The 16,785-nt window shown below is 67.4% G+C and carries 15 protein-coding genes; 7 read left to right on the top strand and 8 right to left on the bottom strand.

From position 1 onward, the window contains the following. Positions 1-32 precede the first annotated feature (32 nt). Positions 33-746, top strand: a complete 714-nt coding sequence (locus ACPCUW_RS03855) for a TetR/AcrR family transcriptional regulator (protein WP_063016968.1) — start codon at positions 33-35, stop codon at positions 744-746. 80 nt (positions 747-826) lie between these two features. Further along, positions 827-1,270 (top strand): limonene-1,2-epoxide hydrolase family protein, encoded by a 444-nt coding sequence (locus ACPCUW_RS03850; protein WP_036505026.1) that lies wholly within the window; start codon positions 827-829, stop codon positions 1,268-1,270. Between the two features lie 99 nt (positions 1,271-1,369). On the opposite strand, the gene ACPCUW_RS03845 is transcribed toward ACPCUW_RS03850, so the two are convergent. The 3 genes from ACPCUW_RS03845 to ACPCUW_RS03835 form a co-directional block, all read right to left on the bottom strand. Continuing rightward, complete coding sequence (locus ACPCUW_RS03845) at positions 1,370-2,227, bottom strand: acyl-ACP desaturase (RefSeq protein ID WP_423423677.1); 858 nt, start codon at positions 2,225-2,227, stop codon at positions 1,370-1,372. Positions 2,228-2,347: 120 nt separating this feature from the next. Beyond that, the gene (locus ACPCUW_RS03840) at positions 2,348-2,941 is read right to left on the bottom strand and encodes an LGFP repeat-containing protein (protein ID WP_423423676.1); all 594 of its coding nucleotides are present in this window, start codon (positions 2,939-2,941) and stop codon (positions 2,348-2,350) included. A gap of 256 nt (positions 2,942-3,197) precedes the next feature. Beyond that, the gene (locus tag ACPCUW_RS03835; protein WP_030518600.1) at positions 3,198-4,577 is read right to left on the bottom strand and encodes a PhoH family protein; all 1,380 of its coding nucleotides are present in this window, start codon (positions 4,575-4,577) and stop codon (positions 3,198-3,200) included. A gap of 302 nt (positions 4,578-4,879) precedes the next feature. Between ACPCUW_RS03835 and ACPCUW_RS03830 the strand changes: the two genes are divergently transcribed. Continuing rightward, positions 4,880-5,152 (top strand): hypothetical protein, encoded by a 273-nt coding sequence (locus tag ACPCUW_RS03830; protein WP_030518599.1) that lies wholly within the window; start codon positions 4,880-4,882, stop codon positions 5,150-5,152. A 109-nt stretch (positions 5,153-5,261) separates the two neighbouring features. On the opposite strand, the gene glyA is transcribed toward ACPCUW_RS03830, so the two are convergent. Continuing rightward, a complete protein-coding gene (glyA, locus tag ACPCUW_RS03825) occupies positions 5,262-6,560 on the bottom strand; it encodes a serine hydroxymethyltransferase (RefSeq protein WP_030518598.1) in 1,299 nt (432 codons plus the stop codon). A gap of 559 nt (positions 6,561-7,119) precedes the next feature. After that, positions 7,120-8,316 carry a DUF885 domain-containing protein gene (locus ACPCUW_RS03820; RefSeq protein ID WP_423423675.1) on the bottom strand — a complete coding sequence of 399 codons (1,197 nt, stop codon included), beginning with the start codon at positions 8,314-8,316 and terminating at the stop codon, positions 7,120-7,122. A gap of 264 nt (positions 8,317-8,580) precedes the next feature. Here ACPCUW_RS03820 and coaA point away from each other — a divergent pair, with 264 nt between their 5' ends. Next, on the top strand, positions 8,581-9,513 hold the full coding sequence (gene coaA / locus ACPCUW_RS03815) for a type I pantothenate kinase (protein WP_063016977.1): 933 nt from the start codon (positions 8,581-8,583) through the stop codon (positions 9,511-9,513). Positions 9,514-9,540: 27 nt separating this feature from the next. Here the strand turns inward: coaA and ACPCUW_RS03810 are convergent, their stop codons facing one another. Together ACPCUW_RS03810 and ACPCUW_RS03805 are read right to left on the bottom strand one after the other, a co-directional pair. Further along, on the bottom strand, positions 9,541-10,146 hold the full coding sequence (locus tag ACPCUW_RS03810) for a hypothetical protein (protein WP_305779192.1): 606 nt from the start codon (positions 10,144-10,146) through the stop codon (positions 9,541-9,543). Positions 10,147-10,239: 93 nt separating this feature from the next. Further along, positions 10,240-11,034, bottom strand: coding sequence for an isoprenyl transferase (locus ACPCUW_RS03805; protein WP_063016981.1), 795 nt, complete (start codon positions 11,032-11,034; stop codon positions 10,240-10,242). A gap of 304 nt (positions 11,035-11,338) precedes the next feature. On the opposite strand from ACPCUW_RS03805, the gene trhA reads away from it, so the two are divergent. After that, complete coding sequence (gene trhA / locus ACPCUW_RS03800) at positions 11,339-11,962, top strand: PAQR family membrane homeostasis protein TrhA (RefSeq protein WP_064902154.1); 624 nt, start codon at positions 11,339-11,341, stop codon at positions 11,960-11,962. Positions 11,963-12,067: 105 nt separating this feature from the next. Next, entirely contained in the window at positions 12,068-13,579 is a 1,512-nt protein-coding gene (locus ACPCUW_RS03795) for an adenylate/guanylate cyclase domain-containing protein (protein WP_036526294.1), read from the top strand. Positions 13,580-13,757: 178 nt separating this feature from the next. Here ACPCUW_RS03795 and ACPCUW_RS03790 read toward each other — a convergent pair whose 3' ends face one another. Continuing rightward, a complete protein-coding gene (locus ACPCUW_RS03790; protein WP_423423674.1) occupies positions 13,758-15,836 on the bottom strand; it encodes a thioredoxin domain-containing protein in 2,079 nt (692 codons plus the stop codon). Positions 15,837-16,036: 200 nt separating this feature from the next. Here ACPCUW_RS03790 and ACPCUW_RS03785 point away from each other — a divergent pair, with 200 nt between their 5' ends. Next, positions 16,037-16,597 carry a hypothetical protein gene (locus ACPCUW_RS03785; RefSeq protein ID WP_423423673.1) on the top strand — a complete coding sequence of 187 codons (561 nt, stop codon included), beginning with the start codon at positions 16,037-16,039 and terminating at the stop codon, positions 16,595-16,597. Positions 16,598-16,785 lie beyond the last annotated feature (188 nt).

The raw sequence follows: 16,785 nt of genomic DNA, 5'->3' as shown, positions 1-16,785 counted from the left end.
CCGTCAAGCCCGGATTCGGAGAGGATGGCGTCATGACCGGACCGACTGCCCACGAACTGCTGTGGGGTACTTCGCAGCGCCCCCGGCGTGGCCCCAAGCCGTCGCTGTCGTTGGAGCGCATCGTGACCGAGGCCATCGCGCTGGCCGATGCCGACGGGATGGCCGCGGTATCGATGCAGCGGCTCGCCGAGCGGCTGGGCTGCGCCAAAATGGCGCTGTATCGCTACGTGCCGGGAAAAGCCGAGCTCACCGCGTTGATGCTCGACTACGGCATGGGACAACCGCCGCAGGTCGAGGCCGCCGAATCCGACCCCGAACCCTGGCGCGAGGCGCTGCGGCAGTGGTCCTACACGATGTACGAGCGCTATCGGGCGCATCCGTGGACCATCGAACTCACCGCCGGCGCGCGGCCGCTCGGCCCGAACGAACTGGGCTGGATGGAGGCCGCACTGGCCCCGTTGGCCGGCACCGGTCTACGGGGCTCCGAACGCCTCGACACGGTGGTGCTGCTCAACGGCCACGTCCGCAGCCTGGTGCAGCAGACCGCCGCGACCGGCCCCGAACAGGCCGAAAGCGAGATGACCCGGCAGGTCGGCGAGGTGCTGGCCGCTCATGCCGACCGCTATCCCGAGGTCGTGGCCGCCTTCGCCGACACCCCCGCCGACGATCGCAACGCGGCCCTGAGCTACGGCATCGAGCGCATCCTCGACGGAGTGGCCGCGCTGATCGCCCGGCGCCGCGGCTGAACCGCGCCGAACACCCGACGACGAGCCGAAACGAGCCCGATCATCCCCCGTCCGGGCCCTCGCACGCCTACAGTCGGACTATGGCCGAATTACCGGAGCTACAACAGAACGCCGTGACCACGGTGCGCGAGTTCTTCGCCGCGATGGAAATGAGCGCGGTGAACGAGGCGCTGGATCTGCTGGATCCCGACATCGTCTGGAAGAACACGTCGCTGCCCGATATCCGGGGCATTCACCGGGTCGGCGCGGTGCTGCGCGGGCTCAGTCGCGATGCGTTCGGTTTCCGCGCCGATATGCACCACATCGCCGCGGAAACCGACGGCGCGCCCGCGGTCGAGGGCGAGACGGTGCTGACCGAGCGCACCGACTACCTGCGCATGGGCCCGTTGGAAATCGGGTTCTGGGTATGCGGCACGTTCGAACTCGTCGACGGCCGCATCACCCTGTGGCACGACCACTTCAGCTGGGAGAACTTCCTGCGCGGCACCGCGGCGGGGATCTGGAACCTGGTCCGCCGGCGCTGAGCACGCGCAGCCGAGCGGCGCCCGGGCGGACCGAGGATCCGCACCGGCCGGTGCTCGAGGTCGTGGTGCGCGCACCGGCACACCACGACCGTCGCGACATCAGCCGCGCAGGTGGGCGATCTCCGCCCGCGCCGCCTCACCGGTGGTACCGAAGTCGGTGCGCGAGAAGATGTTCCAGCGTTCCAGCAGAGGCGCGAAAACCAGCTCGCCGGCGCGCTTCGGTTCGTAGATGCCGGCCTCGGCCAGGACGTCGGTACTGTTGCGGCCGTCGCGCAGGGTGAGTTCGGGAACCCGGAACTCGGCGATCCGATCGGCGATCGCCCGCATGGCCTGATCCGGCACCAGGTCCAGCGCCGCGGCGACCAGATTGCCGAAGAACTCCGACTGCAATTCGTCGTCGAGCGCGATCCGGTCCGCGATCGCCGTCACGATCGGATTCTCTTGCAGCGCGGCGATATTGCGATGCCGCACGGCCGAGGCGGACTCCTCGAAGGCGCACAGCGCCAGCACATCGAGCAGATGCAGCGGCGGCCGGCGGAAGCCGGTGGTCATATGCTCCATCCGCGCGCGCTCGAGTTCGACCGGATCCAGCGCCCGCGTCACCATCAGATAGTTGCGGATGAGGATCTCGTGGCGGTTCTCCTCGGCTGTCCACCGGCCGACCCAGCGCCACCACGGCCCGGTGCGCAGGTACTTGCCGAGCTCGCGATGGTACGACGGCAAATTGTCGGCGATCAGCACGCTCACGGTGAGCGCAACCGTGGCAACCTCGCCCAGGGTGGCCTGTTCCGGATCCCAGTCGACACCACCGAGGAAGCCGAAATTGCGTCCGTCACTGAAGGGCACGTATTCGTGCGGCTGCCAGACCTGCGCCAGTTCGGTGTGGCGCCGGAGATTGTCTTCCACCGCGTGCGCGAGCGATTCCAGCAGCTCACGATCGGTCAACTGAGTTTGCACCCCGACAAGGTACCGGCTGCCCGGGCCGAACGGGGGAATTACGCGCGGACGTCGTGCGATACACAGCGGCGCGGCCCGCGAGACCGTGACGATGCCTCACCGCCGCGCCGCGCGGGTCGCCTACTTGGCGGTTACCGTGGTCTGCCGATCGGCGGAGTTCCAGGTGATCGTGCCGCCGGTGAAGTCGCTCTCCTTACCGGTCGGGTTGTCCTTCTCGTCGTTGGTCGGATAGCCGAGCTTGCCGTTCACGCCGCCGTTGCTCTCCCAGGCCGTGCGGATATCGCCCCACACCACGTGGGCGTCGGTCTGCTCGCTCCAGCAGATCGCACCGCCGGTGAACTCCTGACAGGAACCACCGTTGGGCCCCTGGACCGAGGCGCCGGTGGGCTCGCCGAGCGGGCTCTGCACACCGCCCATGTCGGTGTACTTGGTGAGGATGTGGCCGGAGACCGCGATCTCCTCGCCGTTCTGGGTCGCGATCTTGGTTTCCGTGGCCGCGGCAGCGCCCGGCGGCGTCTCGCCCGGCGTCATGGTGCCCGTAGCCATGGTTCCGGTAGCCATCGCGCCGGTGGTCTCGGCAGCACCGGCCTGGGTCGTGGTGGTCCCCGAGCTGTTGTTGTCGTTGTTGTCGTTACTGCAGGCGGCGGTGAACAGCAGCGCCGTCCCGGCGAAGGCCATCACAACGGCGGCGGAACGTCGAGCGAAGTGGTGCATGTTCATCCTCTCGGAAGGTGAAGGCAGACAGTGCCGCATGCGACACCGCCGACCCACAGGCCAGCGCTCGGCAATGATCCGGCGAACCTATCCGACACACCGACAATCACGCCGAGCAGGGTTCTTGCCGAAAGATACCCGCCACAGTGTGAGCTGAACCATATTCCGAATGTTTGCTGGGACACACCTTTTGCCGCCGAGGCGGTAGCGGAACAGGTCCGCTACCGCCTCGGGGTTTTCGCTCGGCCGGCCGCCGTCAGGCGTTGGGCCCGTATTCCTCCAGCATCTCGGTGACCAGCGCGGCGATCGGCGAGCGCTCGCTGCGAGTCAGCGTGACGTGAGCGAAAAGCGGGTGGCCCTTGAGCTTTTCGATCACCGCCGCGACACCGTCGTGGCGGCCCACCCGCAGGTTGTCGCGCTGAGCGACGTCGTGGGTGAGGACCACCCGCGAGCCGCTGCCCAACCGGCTGAGCACGGTGAGCAGCACATTGCGTTCCAGCGACTGCGCCTCGTCCACGATCACGAACGAATCGTGCAGCGACCGGCCGCGAATGTGGGTGAGCGGCAAGACCTCCAGCATGCCGCGGGCCAGCACCTCCTCCATCACCTCCGGGCTCGCCAGGCCATCGAGGGTGTCGAAGACCGCCTGGGCCCACGGACCCATCTTCTCGCTCTCACTGCCGGGCAGATAGCCCAGCTCCTGACCGCCCACCGCGTACAGCGGCCGGAAGACCACCACCTTGCGCTGAGAACGCCGTTCCAGCACCGCTTCCAGGCCCGCTGTGAGCGCCAGGGCCGATTTGCCGGTGCCGGCCTTACCGCCCAGCGAGACGATGCCCACACTCTCGTCCAGCAGCAGATCGAGGGCGATGCGCTGTTCCGCGGAGCGGCCGTGCAGGCCGAAGGCCTCCCGATCGCCGCGGACCAGTTGCACCCGCTTGTCCGCGGTCACCCGCGCCAGCGCGCTGCCCTTGGCGCCGAGCAGCCGAATCCCGGTGTGGCAGGGCAGGTCCCGGGCCTCGTCCAGATCGATGACCGAATCGGCGTAGAGCCGGTCGACGCACTCGGCGCCGACCTCGAGCTCGGTCATTCCGGTCCAGCCGGAGATCACCACGTCCTGGGCGTGGTATTCCTCGGCGGGCAAGCCCACCGCGCCCGCCTTCACCCGCAGCGGAATGTCCTTGGACACCAGCACTACTCGCTGCCCCTCGGCGGCGAGGTTGAGCGCACAGGCGAGGATGCGGGAATCGTTGGTGTCGGTGCGGAACCCGACCGGAAGCACCTCCGGGTCGGTGTGATTCAACTCCACCTGCAGCGTGCCGCCCTCGGTGCCGATCGGGACCTGCAGGTCCAACCGGCCGAATTCCAAACGCAGATCATCGAGATTGCGCAGGGCTTCGCGGGCGAACCAGCCGAGTTCGTGATGGTGCCGTTTGGCCTCCAGTTCGCTGATGACCACCAGCGGTAACACCACGTGATGTTCACCGAAACGCGTCATGGCCCAGGGGTCGGACAACAACACGGAGGTGTCGATCACGAAGGATTTGCGGGGCGAGGTGCCGGCTCCCTTTCCGGAGCCTCCGCTCTTGTCGGAGCGGGCTTTCGAGGGAGCGATGACGGAGCGTGCATCAGTCACGGTGGGCTCCTTTGTTGTCCGTGCCATACCCGCACGGACGTTCTCGCTGGGCCGGTCCGCCCTGGGGTCAAACGACCCGAGGGCCGGGTACCGGCCCTCTCGTACTGAGTTGCTCAGCCACGATCAGAACCTCCCGGACGAGCCACACCGACGCGGCTCGCACTTCGACGGTACTGCGATTTCGCGATTCCGGCTCCCGAGATGACAGGCGTGTCGATGAATAGGTAGTGAACGCCGACCGGTAGCTATCGGTCAGCTACGGAGTTGCCCGGCCACCCGGCCGAACCCGCTAGAGTCGCTACATGAGCGATGTGGCAGAGCTGGAGAAGCTGTCGTCGAAGGAACTGCACGACCGAGCGGTCAAGCACGCCGTCCGGCACGGCGACGTCAAGTTCCTGTGGCGGCTGCTGGAGCAGATTCCGGCGGCGGAGGCCGCCACCGGGAACATCGGTGAGAGCGAGGCGGACATCAAGTACGTGCTGCCGATGCTCGACGACTACATGCACTCCGGTGAGGGCGAGATCGCCGAGGCCTTGCGGCCCATGTACATCGAATACCTGAGCACCCGCGACTGAGCGCTGCCGGACCGACCGCGAAGCGAGATGCCCTGGCGGACAAGGGCACTCACAGATCGACCCCGGCGGCCGGGTCCGGCTACCGGGGTCGATCGCACTGCGGTACGGCTCAGCCGAGCAGCTTCCAGTCCTCCAGGCCGTCGTAGAGCGGGAAGTCCTGGGCCAGCTTGGACACTCGCGCGCGCAGGGCGGCGAGATCGGCCTTGCCCGCGAGCGCGGTGGCGATGATGTCGGACACCTCGGCGAATTCGGTGTCGCCGAAGCCGCGGGTGGCCAGCGCGGCGGTGCCGATGCGCAGGCCGGAGGTGACCATCGGCGGACGGGGGTCGAACGGAACGGCGTTGCGGTTCACCGTGATTCCGACCTCGTGCAGCAGATCCTCGCCCTGCTGGCCGTCCATCTGCGAGTTGCGCAGATCCACCAGCACCAGGTGCACATCGGTGCCGCCGGTCAGCACGGTGACGCCGTTACCGGCGACGTCGGCGGCGGTCAGGCGCTCGGCCAGGATCTTGGCGCCCGACAGGGTGCGTTCCTGGCGCTGCTTGAACTCCTCGGTACCGGCGATCTTGAAGGCGGCGGCCTTCGCGGCGATCACGTGCATGAGCGGACCGCCCTGCTGGCCCGGGAAGACGGCGCTGTTGAGCTTCTTCGCGTACTCCTGCTTGGCCAGGATCAGACCCGAACGCGGACCACCCAGGGTCTTGTGCACGGTCGAGGACACCACATCCGCGTGCGGCACCGGCGAGGGGTGCAGACCGGCGGCGACCAGACCGGCGAAATGCGCCATATCGACCCAGAGGTAGGCGCCCACCTCGTCGGCGATCTCGCGGAACGCCGCGAAGTCCAGGTGACGCGGGTAGGCCGACCAGCCGGCCACGATCACCTTCGGCCGGACCTCGCGCGCCTGCTTGCGCAGCTCGTCCATGTCGACGCGGTGGTCTTCCTTGCTCACCCCGTAGGCGTGCACCTCGTAGAGCTTGCCGGAGAAGTTGAGCCGCATGCCGTGAGTGAGGTGACCGCCGTGCGCCAGATCCAGGCCGAGCAGTTTCTCGCCCGGATTCATCAGCGACATCAGCACCGCGGCGTTGGCCTGTGCGCCCGAATGCGGCTGCACGTTGGCGAATTCGGCGCCGAACAACTCCTTGACCCGCTCGCGCGCGAGATTCTCCACCACGTCGACGTGCTCGCAACCGCCGTAGTAGCGGCGACCGGGATAACCCTCGGCGTATTTGTTGGTCAGCACGCTGCCCTGTGCCTGCAGCACCGCGCGCGGCACGAAGTTCTCGGAGGCGATCATCTCGAGGGTGTCGCGCTCACGGGCGAGTTCGCCCGCCATCGCGGCGGCGAGCTCGGGATCGAGATCGGCGAGCGACTGGGTGTTGACAGAGGGGGCGGTCGTCTGGGTCACGCGCACAGTCTATGTGGTGGCCCCCGGCCGCTCCGTTGTGCCCCGCACCGGTGCCGGGCGCGGCGACCTCGATACCCGCCGAGGCGTAATAGCGACTGCACACCGGCCCGTTGCGCCCCCATAAAACGGGGCTGCCCACTGTGTAAAAAAGGCGTAACATTCGCCGCGCTGTCGACGACTGTGACAGCGTCATCGACTCATTCGATCACATCAGGGGTTCACATGCTGTTTTTCACCGCGGGTACCGGTAACTCGATTCAGGACATGCTTTTCGCCATCCTGAAGTCCGCCTGCACCATCTCCTCCGGCGGCAACGCCGGGTGCGCGGGCTGGGGCGCGTAGTAGCACCGACACCCTTCGGCCGGGTTCGCGAGTCGGGGCGCGGATCCGGTCGGTGCATGAAATCGGATTTCCGGCGAATTGCCCGATAGCCCCGAACCGGATATTGCGATGCCGATCACGGTCGCCATTGTTTGCCGGGCTAACTATTTCCGCGTACTGACATCGCCGCCGAATGTCCGGGGCCGAATATTCCCCGATTCTCGCTACGGCGCGTACCTCACATCCTGCGCAGCGCCGCCGGCGTCAGCGGCTCGTCGAGCAGCCGGCCGAAGCGCGCCACCCGATCGTCGGTGTCGACCGCGCGATCCAGCCATCCGCCCAGTAGGCGATACCCCTCCACATAGGTGCTGATGTAGGCCCGCCACAGCGGCGAGGACAGAAAACGCAGGGACTGCCGCGCGCGCTCGGGTGTGGTCAGACTCCAGCGCTGCAGGAATTCGGCGACCTCGTCGGCACTGCGGCCGCGATCGTGCAGCAACAGCGCCGCATCCTGGCGGACCGCCAGCAGTTTCGCCGAGGCGCTCGACAGTCGTTGTGCGCGTTCGCCGTCGAATCGCAGGCCGAGGTCGGCGTAGATCTCCTGCGCCCAGATTCCCCAGTCCGGGCCGATGATCGATTTCAGCGCCAGATCCGCCAGCCCCTCGGCCATCAGGCATTGCGGCGTGTTCACCATGAACAGCGTCTGCTCGTCCTGTCCGGCGGCGACCAGCCCGGCCTCCTTGCGGCAGTGTTCGGTGTGGTGACCGGGATAGGCCTCGTGCGCGATCAGCGCCGGCAGCTGCGCCATATGTTGTTTGAGATCGGAATTGATCGCGACCCGGGACCGGAAATTGCCGAGGTAGTAGTTGAATCCCGACCACGGTTTGTCGCCGACGATCTCGTATTCCACCTGCTCGTGATCCGGCAGCGGATAGCGTTCGCGCACCAACTCGCGCAGTGCGCCCGAGAACGCCTGCACACATTCGGTGAGGCGCTGCGGCGGAATCTCGTCGGCGCGCCGATGTGCGGTCATCCGATCCAGCAGCGAGCCGTCACCGGCCAGCACCTCGTCGAGCTGCCGGTGCGCGTCCCGATAGTCCTCGACGTCACCGAGGGCGATATCGACGTCGAAATAGGACCGCACCTCCTCGATGAAGGAGATGTCGTCACCGGCGAACTTGCGTCCCGAGCATTCCAGCGCGCGCAGATGCGCCTCCAGGAATTCGGCGCGCTGCTCGCTCAGCCCGGCCTCGGGCAGTTCCTTGCGCAGGGCCGCCGCCCGGTCGGCCAGTTCGCGCGGCTGCGGCGCGGGCGCCGACTCCACGGCCCGGCGCAGCGCGGGATCGCCGGTGTAGGCGTCGACGAAGCCGGGTTCCAATCGGTCGAATGCCAGTCCCAGGCGCAGATATTCGGTGACGAGCGGATGCGCAGCCATGACATCCGACGATAGCCGCTTCCCCGTTCCCGGCCTCGTCGGCGACCGAAACCCGTCGGTCGAGAGAGAAATGTCACCCAGGGTTACCGGCGAGTAATAACACCCCGCGTTCGGTGCGGTGCCCACCCCGAGGAGAATTCGCCTATGCGAGGACTGTCGAGCGCATTTCACCGCGCCGGGCACGGCACACGTTCATCGGTGACGTCGTTACGGGTGGTGGCGCGCCCGCCCGGCGGGGGAACTCCGGACCGGGAGTGTGCGTAGGTGGCCCGGATGAGCGAGCCGAGTCCGTATGTCGAATTCGATCGCAAACAATGGCGCACCCTGCGTAAATCGACTCCGCTGATCCTCACCGAGGAAGAACTGATCGGCCTGCGCGGTCTCGGCGAGCAGATCGATCTCGAAGAAGTCGCCGAGGTCTATCTGCCGCTGGCCCGATTGATCCATCTCCAGGTCGCCGCCCGGCAGCGGCTGTTCGCCGCCACCGCGACCTTCCTCGGGGAAACGCATCCGGATCATCAGGTGCCGTTCGTCATCGGCATCGCCGGCAGTGTGGCGGTCGGTAAATCGACCACTGCCCGCGTTTTGCAGGCGCTGCTGGCGCGCTGGGATCACCATCCGCGCGTCGATCTGGTGACCACCGACGGATTCCTCTATCCCACCGTGGAGCTCACCCGGCGCGGCATCATGCACCGCAAGGGTTTTCCGGAAAGCTACAACCGGCGCAAGCTGCTGCGCTTCGTCACCGAGGTCAAATCCGGTGCGTCCGAGGTGTGCGCACCGATGTATTCGCATATCGCCTACGACATCCTGCCGGACCAGTTCCACTGCGTGCGCCAGCCCGACATCCTCATCATGGAAGGGCTCAACGTCCTGCAGACCGGGCCGCGGCTGATGGTTTCGGACCTGTTCGACTTCTCGATCTACGTCGACGCGCGCATCGAGAATATCGAGCGGTGGTATGTCGATCGCTTTCTCTCCCTTCGGAAAACGGCGTTCGCGGACCCGCAGTCGCATTTTCACCACTACGCGAAGTTCAGTGATTCCGAGGCGACCATCGCCGCCCAGGAGATCTGGAACGCCACCAACCGGCCCAATCTGGTGGAGAACATCCTGCCGACGCGGCCACGCGCAACTCTGGTGCTGCGCAAGGATTCCGACCACAGCATCAACCGGATCCGGCTGCGCAAGCTCTGATCCGGTTCCCTTCGACGAGTTGGCGAATCAGGCCGGCCAGGCCGCGTCCAGCCGTGCGGCGACATCGATATCGCGGACGGCCGCGATATGCGGTTTGCGAATCTCGTTGGCCACATAGCGGGCGACGAACCGGCGGATCTCGTGATCGACGCTGGCCAGCAGCCGCAGCAGTTGGCCGCGCCGGGTCGTGGTGGCCACATCGATGCGCACATCGCCCGGATGCGGTTCGGCGATATCGATGACGATCCGCAGCGGCGCCGCGGTGCGCACCGCCAGGTGGACGTGGACGAAGCCGGTGACCTCGAAGCGGTGGCGATCGACGGCCAGATCCAGCAGCAGATCGATATCGAGCGGGATCGCGAGCTCGAAACCGACGACCTCGCCGACCGAGCGCTCCAGCACCGGATCACCGAGCTGCACCCGCGCCGAGGCCTTCGCCAGATGCGCCGGGCCGACCCCGATCGGGCCGAAATCGAATGCGCTACCTGCCAATTGGGCGAAGACAGCGGATATGCGCTGTTCGGACGCCGCGTAGGCCACGAATCGCCGGCCGAATTCGGCATAGGTGACGTAGGGCACCGGCGCTCCGGCCACCTCCGTCGCACCACCCGGCCCGCCCCGCATCTCGCTCATGTTCGCGACGGTACGCGAGCACACGACCGGATCGGGGGATGATCATGCAATGCAACACATCCTGCGCCGGGCCGTTATCTGCGGCCCGCCCGCTCACACTCCGTAACGGCGATGTCGCGCGGCGTAGTCGCGCAGCGCGCGCAGGAAGTCGACGCGGCGGAACTCCGGCCAGTAGGCCTCGGTGAACCAGATCTCGGAGTAGGCGCTCTGCCACAGCAGGAAGCCCGAGAGCCGCTGCTCTCCCGAGGTGCGGATGACCAGGTCCGGATCGGGCTGGCCGGAGGTGTAGAGGTGCTGGCCGATGGCGTTGACCGTGATCGACTGCACCAGGTCCTCACCGGTCTCCCCGGCCGCGATCTCCTGCCGCACCAGCGAGCGCACCGCGTCGGCGATCTCCTGCCGGCCGCCGTAGCCGATGGCCACGTTCACGTGCACACCGCCGCGACCGTGCGTTTCGTCGGCCGCCTTCTGCATGCGGCGGGCGACATCCTCGGGCAGGCCCTTCAGGGACCCGACGATGCGCACACCCCAGTTGTTCTCCGGTGCGGACAGCTCCTCGACCACATCGGTGATCACCTCGAACAGGGTTTCCAGTTCGTCGGCGGAGCGGCTGAGATTCTCGGTCGAGAGCAGATACACCGTCACCATCTCGATGCCCTCGGCCTCGCACCAGCCGACCAGTTCGGCGATCTTCAGCGCACCGACCCGGTGGCCGTGGGTGACGTCGGTGAAGCCGTTCTCCCGCGCCCAGCGGCGATTTCCGTCACAGACGACCGCGACGTGGCGCGGATGCTGTTTGCCTGCCAGCTGTTTCGACAGCTGCGCCTCGTAGATGCGATAGGGCAGGTTGCGCACCTTACCGCTGAGCACCCGACTAGCAAGCTTCACGGCTGCCAACCTTATCCACCTCTCGCGTGCCGCCCGAGTTCTCCGCCAATTTCTGCTGCGCAGGAATGGCAGCGGACACCACGAATCAGTTCCCCGGTTCCGATCGACCCTATCGCGGCGGCGTCCGGCACGCGGAGCCTACTGCCGGTACAGTGGCTGAAGAACTAACCTACGCAACCGTAGGTTACTCAGGAGGGAACTAGTGTCCGAATCGGTGAGCTCGGCAAATCCGGTCCGCGGGGAGGTGTCCACACTCGAGCATCTGGCCGAGAAGGGGCTGCGCACCCTGGCCGTCAAACCGCGGATGCGCGGCTGGATCCACACCTACGCGGTCGGCGTCGCGGCCATCGCCGTGGCGGTGCTCGTCGCGTTCTCGGCCACCGTTTCCGCCACCGCGGGCTGGTCGACGCTGGTCTACGGCGTGACCGTCTGCGGCATCTTCGGCATCAGCGCGGTCTACCACCGGGTGACCTGGCAGTCCGCACGCACCCGCACCCGGATGAAGCGCGCCGACCATTCGATGATCTTCCTGTTCATCGCGGGCAGTTACACACCGTTCGCCCTGCTGGGGCTGCCCGGCCGCACCGGGATCACCCTGCTGAGCGTGGTCTGGGCGGGTGCCGTCGCCGGAGTGGCATTGAAGGTGCTGTGGCCGACCGCGCCGCGCTGGGTCGGGGTGCCGCTGTATCTGCTGCTGGGCTGGGCCATCGTGCCGGTCGCCGCGACGCTCACCCACAATGTGGGCGTCACACCGATGGTGCTATTGCTGATCGGCGGCATCGCCTACAGCGTCGGCGCGATCCTGTACGCCGCGAAATGGCCGAATCCGTGGCCGGAGGTCTTCGGTCACCACGAATTCTTCCACGCGGCAACGGTTCTCGCTGCCCTGTGTCATTACGTCGCGATCTGGTTGGTCGTATTCTCGTAGGGCAAGATCACCGGTAACCTGCCGCGGCCGTACGGGCGGGTTCTATGCTCGTTCGTGCTATACGTCCGAAACCGGTAATACCGAACCAGACCACTGCCAGGGGCTATGACCAGTCGACTCGTGCTCTGGGCCCTGCGTGCGCGCTGGGGCCTTTCGACGGTGGTGATGGTCTGCAATCTGGGCGGCCTCGCGGTCATCGTCGTCGAATTGTGGTTGAGCGGATTTCTCGGCAACCTCGGCGAGGACTGGCTCAGTGCCGTGGCCCAGACCGCGATCTATCCGGTGATCGGCGCACTGGCCGGCATCGTGCTGGCGGTGCGCGACCGGGTGTACTACTTCAGCTGGATCGATCAGACCCGCCGGCCCACCCGTCCCGAGGCCGAGCGACTACTGCGACTGCCCATCGCCATCACCGTGCGGGCGCTGGCCATCTGGATACCGGGTGTCGCGATCGCCACGGCCTTGTTCGCCCAGGTGGTACCCACCCGGGCCCTGTGGGCGATCGGGGCGATGTTCTTCCTGGGCGGGCTGGAGTCGGCGGGTTTCACCTTCCTGGTGGTGGACCGGCTCATCCGGCCGACGATCCCGGTGATCGCGCGGGTGCTCGGCGGTACCTCGCACTGGAGTGCCACGGTGCTCAACCGGCTGGTCATCTCCTGGGCGGTGGCCGGGGCGATGCCGCTGCTGATGTTGATCACCGTCCTCGGCGATCCGGTGGCCGACGCCACCGATCGGGTGCGGACCGCGCTGTACATGTCGCTGGTCGGCCTGCTGGTCGGGGCGCTGACCACCGCCACGCTGGCCCGGTCGGTGGCGGCGCCGCTGGGGACGCTGCGGCGGGCGCTGGACCGGATCGCGCGCGGGGAACTGTCCGCGCGGGTGCCGATCACGAGCGCCAGTGAGATCGGGCGCCTGGAACTGTCGGTGAACGAACTGGCCGAGAATCTGTCCGAACGCGAACGCATGCGCGACGTCTTCGGCCGCCACGTCGGCAACGAGGTGGCCGAACGCGCACTGGCCGGCGGCGTCGACCTGACCGGCGATGTGCGGGTGGTGACCGCGCTGTTCGTGGACGTGACCGGATCGGTCGAGATGTCGACCGAACTCGCGCCGCGCGAATTCGTCGATCAGCTCAATCGCCTACTGGCCGTGGTCGTCTCGGCCACCGAGGACAACGGCGGGCTGGTCAACAAATTCGAGGGCGACGCGGCGCTGTGCATCTTCGGCGCCCCGATCGCTCTGGGCGACAACGCGACTCCCGCCCTGCGCGCCGCGCGGCGCATCCGCGACGAGGTGGCCCTCGGCGGCGAATTCGATATCGGCATCGGCCTGGCGCGCGGCAGCGTCTTCGCCGGCGACGTGGGCACCGACACCCGGCTGGAATTCACCGTGATCGGCGACGCCGTCAACGAGGCCTCCCGGCTCACCACCGAGGCCAAGGAGGTCCCCCGCCGGATCCTGGCCAGCCAGGCCGTGATCGACGCGGCGACCGAATCCGAACGTTCCCGGTGGGTGCTCTACGACAAGATCCAGCTGCGCGGCCGCCGGGAGCCGACGGCGTGCTGGACCGATCGCAAACCGGTGGGACTGGGCGCGAACGCTCCGGTCGAGGAGTGAGGGCGGCTGCGCCGGGCCGGATACCGCGCACCCATCGTCACCACGTGAACCTCTCGCTACCTCCGATTCACGCCGTCGCCCACCTCGCACGCTCGGCTTCGGTACCGCGTAAGGCCGTCTGAGACCCGAATACAGCTGGGCGGCATCGAACGGATGCCGCTACCGGATCAGCGGCGCTTCACTCTCCCACCAGTGCTGTGCGCACCCGCTGCGGATCCGAGACCGGGAGATCGCAAACGGTGCCACGGCAGATGTAGGCCGCCGGGGCGCCTCCCAGTGCGGGGCGCTCGGTGAGCAGCGGCGCCGAATCTGCCTGTCCGGCAACGATGACCGCACCGCCAGGGGCGAAACGCCGTGCAGTGCCGAGCAGTTCGGCGCTAGCGTCGGCGTCGGCCGATTGCGAGATCGCGATCTGGATCGGCCCGGCCAGTGCCGCCTCGGCGACGCTGAGCCACTGGCCGCCGGAGCGCGGCGCACGGGCCAGCACGATGGCGCCTGCGTCGAGGGTGGCATCGGCCAGCGTGCGGTAACGGGCCGCGCGGTCCGGGGCACTCAGGGCGGAGGCGGTGAGCAGGGTTTCGGCGAAGGTGGAGGCCCCGGCCGGGGTCGCCCCGTCGAGCGGATCGCGCGGGCGGGCGACGAGTTCCTCGGCATCGACGGCCGTGTCGAACCAACTGCCGGGTTGTGCCGGGTCCTCGAAAAGGGTTGTGGCGGCGTCGATCAGCTGCTGCGCCCGGTCGAGCCAGGACAGTTCGCCGGTGGCCTGGTGCAGGGCCAGTAGGCCGGTCGCCAGCCACGCGTAGTCCTCGAGGACGGCGGGCGCGCTACCGGTCGCGCCGCCCAGTGAGGCGCGCATCAAACGGCCGTCGACGAGGTGCCGGTCCAGCAGGTACCGCGCGCACCGCGCCGCGGCGTCGACCCATTCCGGCCGGTCGTGGGCGGCACCGGCCTCGGCGAGGGCGGTGATCGCGATGCCGTTCCAGGCGGTGACCACCTTGTCGTCGCGCTCGGGTTGCGGCCGCCGGTCCCGCACCGCGCGCAGCCGCTGCCGGATGTCGTCGAAGCGGCGGGCGGCGGCGGGATCCTCGCCCGGCCCGGCGCCGGGATCGGAGTACCGGGTGAGCACGGAGGTGCCGTGTTCGAACGTGCCCTCGGGCGTCACGCCGAAAATCGTTGCGGCCCACGGGCCGTCCTCGGGACCGAGGGCTTCCGTGAGCTGCTGCGGCGTCCACACGTAGGTGGCACCCTCGATTCCGGGCGCCCCGGGTTCCACATGGGTGTCGGCGTCGAAGGCCGAGGCGAACCCGCCCTCGGCGGTCAGCAGATCGGTGAGCAGGAAGGCCGCGGTTTCCTCGGTGATCCGCTGCGGCAGTGGGTCGCCCGTCCCCGGTTCACCGCTCGCCTCCAGCCGCGCCAGATGCGCGTAGGCACGCAGCAGTTGGGCATTGTCGTAGAGCATCTTCTCGAAATGCGGAACCACCCAGGCGGCATCGACCGAGTAGCGCGCGAAGCCACCACGCAGCTGATCGTAGATTCCCCCGCGCGCCATGGCCGCGCAGGTCGCCGAAACCGCTTGCCGCGCAGCGTCTTCCCCGGTGCGCTCGTAATGGCGCAGCAGGCCCTCCAGCAGCGCCGAGGGCGGGAATTTCGGCGCCCCGCCGAATCCGGCGTAGCGCTCGTCGACATCGCGCAGCACCGTGGCGACCGCGTGCGCGAGCAACTCGGGCGTGACGGTCAACTCGCTCGCGGGCAGTCCGGCGCCCTGGTCCCGCAGCGCCTGCGCCACCTGACCGGCGGCCTGGTCGACCTCGGCACGGCGATTGGTCCAGGTATCGGCGACCGCCGTCAGCAGCTGGGTGAACGACGGCATACCGCCGCGCGGCGATTTCGGATAGTAGGTGCCGCAGTAGAACGGCTCCCCGGCCGGCGTGAGGAAACACGTCATCGGCCACCCGCCCTGCCCGGTCATCGCCACGGTCGCGGACATGTACACCGCGTCGATATCGGGCCGTTCCTCGCGATCGACCTTCACACAGACGAAATTCGCGTTCATCAGTTCGGCGGTGGCCGGATCGGAGAACGATTCGTGCGCCATCACGTGACACCAATGACAGGAGGCGTAACCGACCGACAGCAGGATCGGCACATCCCGCGACCGCGCCTCCGCCAGCGCCTCGGCGCTCCATTCCCGCCAGTCGACGGGGTTGTCGGCGTGCTGGCGCAGGTAGGGAGAAGTGGCGCTACCTAACCGGTTCATACGTTCACCCTACGGCCCTTCCGCCCCGGGACCCGGGCGATGGGCTCGCCAGGAGCAACGCACGGTCCAGTCAGCATTCCCATGCCAAGCTCCACGCCGAAGCGGCATTCCAACTCGGTGACCGCGCCAACCATGACCAACTCCGCGCGTGGTCACGGGGGACCCAGGCACTCGCGCATCGCTTCACACGGGACTTCGAGTTGGCCCGCGACGCGGCAGAGGACGGACTTCGCTATGTCAGCGCATCGACCGGTACGGCCGAGACACGCCTGCTGTGCAGCCTCGCGGCATCGGTAGCCAATCTCGGCGATTCAGAGCACGCCGCAGAATTGCTCGAGCAAGCCGACCGGGCGCGGGATAAGGGAGTCGACAACGACGAGATACCAGGACTGTTCACTTTCACCCCGGCGAAACAGATTTACTACCACGGATTTTCGCTCATGTGGGCTGATGACGCAAAGACCTTGAAACGCTCGGTCAAAGCGTCGGAAGAAGCCCTGCGCGCGTGGAAAAATCAGCGTTCACCCGGTGACGAGATGCTGACAACGCTCTACCTCGCCATGTCCAGCGCCCGACTGGGCGACCTCGACGCCAGCTTGGCCGCGATTTCGCCGGTCCTCGAACAGCCGATCGAGCATCATTTTTCATGGGTACGAAAGCGGCTCAACCAACTGGATAGCCTTCTGGCACAACACTTCCCGGATTCACAGGCGGCAGCAGAGGGACGCGAGGTGCTCAGCGTGTACGTGCACGCGGCGTGAAACGGTCGACATTTTTCGCTCAATCTGTTGCGATCAAAGCGCAGCCGGGCCAGATGCGGACCGGGCGAATCTGCTTGAAGTAGATGCGTCGTCCATCCGGCAGCCGGTACGCGGTCCGCGCACCGGACGCGCCTGCCGTGATAACTACTCCCTGAGCAGCCCACTACGCCGCGAGATCCTCACCTTGC

It is taken from the genome of Nocardia sp. AB354 (assembly GCF_049538315.1).
Classification (GTDB): Bacteria; Actinomycetota; Actinomycetes; order Mycobacteriales; family Mycobacteriaceae; genus Nocardia; species Nocardia nova.
The sequence above is the reverse complement of the archived record's forward strand: the minus strand, read 5'-3'. Positions and strand labels throughout refer to the sequence as shown.